Here is a 6681-nt window from a genome sequence, read left to right as displayed (position 1 = left end):
GCGGGGCCGGGCCCGGAGGAGGGGGCGGCTCCGCCGCCGGTCGACCCGTCGGCCCCGCTGGCCGTGCGGATGAGGCCGCGCACGCTGGACGAGGTGGTCGGACAGCAGCACCTGCTCCGCGCCAACTCGCCGTTGCGACGACTCGTCGAGGGCCGGGGAGGGTCCTCGGTGATCCTCTACGGGCCGCCCGGGACGGGCAAGACGACGCTGGCCAACCTCGTGGCCACCTCGTCCGGTCGGCACTTCGTGGCGTTGTCCGCCCTGAGCGCCGGGGTCAAGGACGTCCGTGCGGTGATCGAGGACGCACGGACACGCCAGATCCACGGCCGGCGCACCGTGTTGTTCATCGACGAGGTCCACAGGTTCTCCAAGAGCCAGCAGGACGCGCTCCTCGCCGCGGTGGAGAACGGCATCGTGCTCCTGGTGGCCGCGACCACGGAGAACCCGCACTTCTCGGTGATCGCCCCGCTGCTGAGCCGTTCTCTCATCGCCGAACTGCAGGGGCTGGACCAGGCGGGGGTCGCCACGGTGATCCGGCGCGCGGTGGCGGATGAGCGGGGTTACGCGGGGGCGCTCGAGGTGACCGACGCCGCGGTGGAGGACATCGTCCGGCTCTCCGGCGGGGACGCCCGCCGGAGCCTGACGATCCTGGAGGCCGCCGCGGGAGCCGCCGAGGACGACGTGGTGACCCCGGAGACGGTCGAGCTGAGCCTGGACGCGGCCCCGGTCCGTTATGACCGGGACGGGGATCAGCACTATGACGTCACGAGCGCGTTCATCAAGTCGATCCGCGGGTCGGACGCCGACGCGGCCCTGCACTACCTCGCGCGGATGTTGGTGGCGGGGGAGGACCCCCGGTTCATCGCGCGGCGCCTGGTGGTGCACGCGAGCGAGGACATCGGGATGGCGGATCCCACCGCACTGCTCGCCGCCTCCGCCGCGGCGGAGGTCGTGCAGAAGGTGGGGCTGCCCGAATGCCGACTCGCCCTGGCCCAGGCCACCATCCATCTGGCGACCGCGCCCAAGTCCAACGCGGTGATCTCCGCGATCGACGCGGCGATGGCGGATGTCCGCGCCGGGGGAGTCGGTGAGGTCCCCCGGCACCTCCGGGACGGCCACTACGCCGGGGCCAAGGGGCTGGGCAACGGAGTCGGCTACCTCTACGCGCACCAGTCCCCGGCCGGGGTGGTCACACAGCAGTACCCTCCCGACGAGCTCGTGGGTCGGGACTACTACGCGCCCGCCGGCCACGGACACGAACGAGAACTGGCCGCCAGGCTGACCCGGCTGCGAACGATCGTCCGGGGGAAGACCTAGCCGCCCCCGCCCGGATATGTGAAACTCATGAGGCCTGTATGAACACGAGCAACATCCAGGTATCCATGGACGCAAGCACTCTCGGAGGAATCATGAGCGGAATCGCCAGCATCTTCTCGACCCTGGTCGGCGTGGCCACCTCGGTCGGCGTGTGGGGGACCGGCGCGCACAGCCTGGGGCTGCTTCCCCAGGAGGCGTTCATCACCGCGGCCAACTTCGGCATCATCCTGCCCCCGATGCCGCGCTGACACACCACCTCTTCTCGAGCCGGTCCACGGGCACGGGCCCCGCACGCGGGGTCCGTGCCCGTGTCGTCTGCGGGCTCCCGCGGTCCGTTCCTCGATCCCCGGGGGCGCGCCGGTAGGCTGGGCAGTCGTCCGACCACCTCCGTAGACCACCAGTGAGGCCCCCTGTGCAGACCCATGAGATCCGGCGCCGATTCCTCGACCACTTCGTCAGGGCCGGTCACGCCGAGGTCCCCAGCGCATCACTGGTCCTGGACGACCCGAACCTGTTGTTCGTCAACGCCGGGATGGTCCCCTTCAAGCCCTACTTCCTCGGCCAGGAGACCCCGGAGCACGCCACCGCGACCTCCATCCAGAAGTGCGTGCGCACCCTCGACATCGAGGAGGTGGGCATCACCACGCGCCACAACACCTTCTTCCAGATGGCGGGCAACTTCTCGTTCGGCGACTACTTCAAGGAGGGGGCGATCCGCCACGCGTGGTCGCTGCTCACCTCGTCCCTGGACGACGGGGGTTTCGGTATCGACCCGGGGCTGCTGTGGGTCACCGTGTATCTCGACGACGACGAGGCCTACGGCATCTGGCGCGACGTGGTCGGCATCCCCGAGGGTCGCATCCAACGCCGCGGCATGGCGGACAACTACTGGTCCATGGGCGTTCCCGGGCCCTGCGGTCCGTGCTCGGAGATCTTCTACGACCGCGGCCCTGCGTACGGGGTCGAGGGCGGACCGGAGGCCGACGAGGACCGCTACATCGAGATCTGGAACCTCGTGTTCATGCAGAACGAGCGCGGCGAGGGCACCGGCAAGGACGCGTTCGAGATCCTGGGCCCGCTCCCCAAGCAGAACATCGACACCGGGATGGGGATCGAGCGCGTCGCGTTCCTGCTCCAGGGCGTCGAGAACGTCTACGAGACCGATCTGCTCCGCCCGGTGATCGACACCGCCGAGCGGCTCTCCGGCACCAGGTACGGGGTGGACAACGCCTCCGACGTGCGTTTCAGGGTGATCGCGGACCATGCGCGGACGGCGTACATGCTCATCTCCGACGGCGTGACCCCCGGCAACGAGGGGCGCGGGTACATCCTGAGGCGACTGCTGCGGCGCATCGTCCGGTCCGTCCGGCTCCTGGGCGCGACCGGCGACACGATGGCCGAGTTCATGGCCACCGTGAAGGAGGCGATCGGCCCGTCCTTCCCCGAGACGATCGCCGGGTACGAGCGGATCGAGCGCATCGCCGTGGCCGAGGAGGTCGCCTTCCTCAAGACCCTCGAGTCGGGGACCCAGCTCTTCGAGCGTGCCGCCGAGGACGCCAGGGAATCGGGCGCGGCCACGCTGTCGGGCCGCCAGGCCTTCGCCCTCCACGACACCCACGGGTTCCCCATCGACCTGACGCTGGAAATGGCCGCCGAGGCCGGACTGCAGGTGGACGAGGCGGGATTCCGCTCCCTGATGTCCGAGCAGCGCGCCAGGGCCAAGGCCGACTCTCGGTCCAAGAAGCACGCCCACGCCGATCTGTCCGTGTACCGCGACTTCCTCGACGCCGGCGAGACCGTCTTCACCGGGTTCACCGAACTCACCGACGAGTCCACCCTCCTCGGCATCGTGTCCGGGGGCGAGTCCGTACCCGTCGCCCGGGACGGTGATGCGGTCGAGTTCGTCCTGGACCGGACGCCGTTCTACGCCGAGTCCGGTGGGCAGCTCGGTGACCGCGGGATGATCTCCACCGCCGGTTTCCAGATGCAGGTCGACGACGTGCAGAAGATCGGCAAGAAGCTCTGGATCCACAAGGGCGTCCTCACGGGCGGCGAGGTCGAGGCCGGCCAACTCGTCACCGCCGCCGTCGACCCGGAGTGGCGCAAGGGGGCCACCCAGGGACACTCGGCCACCCACCTCGTGCACGCCGCACTTCGTCAGATCCTCGGACCGGAGGCCGTCCAGGCCGGCTCGCTCAACAAGCCGGGGTACATGCGGTTCGACTTCAACTGGTCGGGTTCCATCCCGGCGGACGTCCTCGCACAGGTCGAGGAGATCACCAACGCCGCCGTCGACGCCGACTACGGTGTGAACACGATCGAGACCAGCCTCGACGAGGCCCGGCGGATGGGCGCCATGGCGCTGTTCGGCGAGAACTACGGGTCGCTGGTCCGGGTGGTGGAGATCGGCGGACCGTTCTCGATGGAACTGTGCGGAGGCACCCACGTGTCCCGTTCCGCACAGATCGGACCGGTGAGTCTGCTGGGGGAGGCCTCTGTCGGATCGGGTATCCGGCGCGTGGAGGCGTACGTCGGAATGGACGCCTACCGGCACCAGGCCCGTGAACGCGCGCTCGTGTCGGGTCTGGCCACCTCGCTCAAGGCGCCCGCCGACGAACTGCCCGACCGGGTGGCCGCGCTGACCGCGAAGCTGCGGGAGGCGGAGAAGGCACTGGAGTCGATGCGCGCGGCCCAGCTCGCCTCCCGGGCCGGTGACCTGCTGTCGGCGGCCGAGGAGCTCGACGGGATCCGTTTCCTCGCCCACGACGACCCGGGCGGCGACGCGGGCGATCTGCGCACGCTCGCCTCTGACCTCAAGGGCCGACTCGGGGGCGAAGCCGGCGTCATCTTCCTCACCGCCGCGGGTTCGGACAAGGTGCCGTTCGTCATCGCGGTAAGCCCTGCCGCCCAGGAGCGCGGTCTCCGCGCGGGCGATCTGGTCAAGGCCATCGCACCGGCGCTCGGGGCGAGGGGCGGCGGCAAGCCGGACATGGCCCAGGGCGCGGGCACCGACCCGTCCGGGATCGACGCCGCCGTGTCCGCTCTGCGCGCCGCCGTCAGGGATGCCGGGTGACGGGATCGGGCCCTGCCGTCCCCGGGTGGACCCGTGGGCGGCGGCTCGGACTGGACGTGGGGACGGCACGGATCGGGGTCGCCTCCTGCGATCCCGACGGAATCCTCGCTACACCTGTCGAGACGATTCGAGTCGCCAGCGGCGATCCCGAGTGGGCGGCCGAGCTGAGGCGCCTGGGGGACCTCGTCGAGGAGTACGACGCCGTCGGAGTGATCGTGGGCCTGCCCACCTCCTTGAATGGTCGGGACACCGCCTCCACGGCGATGGCGCGGTCGTTCGTCGCCGCCCTCGAGTCCGCCTCGCCCGACCTCGATGTCGAGTTCGTGGACGAACGACTCACCACCGTGACGGCCGGGGCCGCCCTCCACGGCGCGGGCAGGAACACCCGACAGCAGCGCGGCGTGATCGACCAGGCCGCCGCGGTGGTACTCCTCCAGGCATGGCTCGACTCACGGCGCGCCCGCCGATGACGGGCGTGTCGACCGCCACGGCTGGATAAACTGACCGTCAAGCACGATGCTGTCCGGCGGGCAGCTCCCTGAACCCCTGGCTAAGGAGCACGATGTCTGCGGCACGAGGACGCTCACGAACGAGTGGCACCACCCGTTTCATACTCCTTGCGGCCGTGGTCGGGGTGGTCCTGGCCTTCGCGGTGATGGTCTACCGCAATCTCAACACCGAGGTCTCCGCCGCGCCCGATTTCGAGGGCGAGGGCTCCGGAAACGCTCTGCTGCACGTCGAACCCGGGGACACCCTGGGCGTGGTGGGGGACCGTCTCTACGAGATCGGAACGGTCGCCAGCACCCGCGCGTTCACCGGCGCCGCGGCCGGCACCACGGTCGAGGGCATCCAACCGGGCTACTACCAGGTCCGCGAGGAGATGAGCGCCGAGTCGGCTGTGGAGGCCCTCGCCGACCCCCAGAACAGGGTCGGCTACATGGACGTCAACCCGGGTGGGCGACTGCTCGACACCGTCGTGGTCGGTGGCGGGACAGAGAAGGGGATCTTCACCCTGATCTCCGATGCGACCTGTCTCCGCAACCTCGACGATCCGGAGACGCCACCGACGTGCCGCCTGCCGCAGGAGATCGTCGACGCGGCGGTTCAGGCCGATCCCGCCGAACTCGGGGTTCCCGACTGGGCCATCAACGAGGTGCGCGCCGCCCCGGATCCGGTTCGTCGCCTCGAGGGCCTGATCGCGCCCGGGGTCCACAACGTCAACCCGCAGTCGGAGCCCGTCGAGATCCTCCGCCAATTGATCGACTCGTCCACCGACTCTTACGATGCCACCGGTCTTCTGCCCTCGGCCGACAGGATCGGGTTGACGCCGTACCAGGTGGTCACCGCCGCGTCGCTGGTGGAGAAGGAGGGCACACTGGCGGACTTCGACAAGATCGCCCGCGTGATCCTCAACCGGCTCGACGAGCCGATGCGCCTGCAGTTCGACTCGACGGTGAACTACGCCCTCGCCGACCAGGAGATCGCCACCACCGACGCCGATCGTGCGGCGGTCACCCCGTGGAACACCTACGCCATGGACGGCCTGCCCTACGGCCCGATCGGGTCTCCCGGACTCGATGCGCTCCGGGCGATGGAGAACCCGGCCGACGGTCAGTGGAAGTACTTCGTCACCGTCGACATGCAGGGCACGACCCGTTTTGCCGATGAGTACCCGGAGCACGAGCGATACCAGAGCGAGGCGATCGCCAACGGGGTCCTGTCCAGTGGGCGCTAGCGCCGCCGGCGCCGGTTCGTATGGCGCTGACCCCGACGGCCTCACGGCCACGTCCCCCCGTTCAGCGGCGGTACTGGGCCATCCGGTGGACCACTCGCTCTCCCCGGTCCTGCACGGCGCGGCGTACCGGGCGCTCGGCCTGGACGGATGGACCTACGAGCGGATCGACTGCGATGCCGAGCAGCTGCCCTCCGTGGTCGGCTCCGCACCTGACCACCGGGTGGGCTTCTCGGTGACGATGCCGGGCAAATTCGCCGCCCTCGGGTACGCGACCGAGGTGAGCGACCGGGCCCGGATCGTCGGCAGTGCCAACACACTCGTCCGGAGGGGGACCGGATGGTTCGCCGACTGCACCGATGTGGACGGGGTGACCGGTGCGCTCGCCGAGTTCGATGGGCTACCCCCGGAGCCGACGGCGGTCGTGTTGGGCGTCGGCGGGACCGCCCGGCCGGTCCTGGCCGGGCTCGCTGAGGCCGGGGCCACGCGTGTGGTGCTGGCCTCCCGCCGCGACAACGCCGGTCCCGCCGCCGAGTGCGGGCGGGCTCTCGGCCTGGAA

6 protein-coding genes are annotated in these 6681 nt (G+C 70.2%); all 6 read left to right on the top strand.

What is annotated here, in order from left to right:
• On the top strand, positions 1-1317 hold a 1317-nt coding region (locus tag G6017_RS09615; RefSeq protein WP_182617129.1), incomplete at its 5' end, for a replication-associated recombination protein A.
• Between the two features lie 92 nt (positions 1318-1409).
• Positions 1410-1565 carry a hypothetical protein gene (locus G6017_RS09610; RefSeq protein WP_017836862.1) on the top strand — a complete coding sequence of 52 codons (156 nt, stop codon included), beginning with the start codon at positions 1410-1412 and terminating at the stop codon, positions 1563-1565.
• 164 nt (positions 1566-1729) lie between these two features.
• Positions 1730-4390: an alanine--tRNA ligase gene (gene alaS, locus G6017_RS09605; RefSeq protein WP_182617126.1), complete on the top strand. Its 2661-nt coding sequence runs from the start codon at positions 1730-1732 to the stop codon at positions 4388-4390.
• The gene (ruvX, locus tag G6017_RS09600) at positions 4387-4860 is read left to right on the top strand and encodes a Holliday junction resolvase RuvX (protein WP_182617124.1); all 474 of its coding nucleotides are present in this window, start codon (positions 4387-4389) and stop codon (positions 4858-4860) included. The genes alaS and ruvX overlap by 4 nt, the downstream gene beginning before the upstream one ends.
• Before the next feature lie 155 nt (positions 4861-5015).
• Entirely contained in the window at positions 5016-6125 is a 1110-nt protein-coding gene (locus G6017_RS09595; protein WP_347237978.1) for an endolytic transglycosylase MltG, read from the top strand.
• Between the two features lie 73 nt (positions 6126-6198).
• Positions 6199-6681: shikimate dehydrogenase family protein (locus tag G6017_RS09590; protein WP_524536275.1), on the top strand; the 483-nt coding region annotated here is incomplete at its 3' end.

The organism is Dietzia sp. B44, from assembly GCF_014145245.1.
Lineage (GTDB): Bacteria > Actinomycetota > Actinomycetes > Mycobacteriales > Mycobacteriaceae > Dietzia > Dietzia natronolimnaea.
Note: the sequence above shows the minus strand (reverse complement) of the source record. Positions and strands in the feature narration are given on the sequence as shown.

Excerpts from the sequence above, each read along its gene's own strand:
- G6017_RS09610 (WP_017836862.1), top strand. The coding sequence starts at position 1,410 with ATGAGCGGAATCGCCAGCATCTTCTCGACCCTGGTCGGCGTGGCCACC.